The 240-nt window shown below is 50.8% G+C and carries 1 pseudogene; it reads right to left on the bottom strand.

The features are described 5' to 3' along the window. Nucleotides 1-121 (bottom strand): annotated as a pseudogene (locus tag SJH88_RS19860) (IS110 family transposase); the annotation flags it as partial. Nucleotides 122-240 lie beyond the last annotated feature (119 nt).

The raw sequence follows: 240 nt of genomic DNA, 5'->3' as shown, positions 1-240 counted from the left end.
TATTAGCAAGAGCCACGACAGCCTTTTGCCATCCACTGCGCTGCCTCAATGCTATGGCCCATTGGGAGATAGGGTCGAGGTTGTATTTGCCCGTGAGCACCACTGCTTTGGCTCCCTGTATGTTGATTTCCACGCAGAACTGACCCGCAATTTCCATCTCAAACTGACCCACCCTTTGGCTTGAGCCGTAAGGCTCAAGATGTGGATAAGGTTTTGTTTCTCTCCTTCTTTGTGGACGGT

The organism is Comamonas sp. GCA5, from assembly GCF_036541385.1.
Lineage (GTDB): Bacteria > Pseudomonadota > Gammaproteobacteria > Burkholderiales > Burkholderiaceae_C > Comamonas > Comamonas aquatica.
Note: the sequence above shows the minus strand (reverse complement) of the source record. Positions and strands in the feature narration are given on the sequence as shown.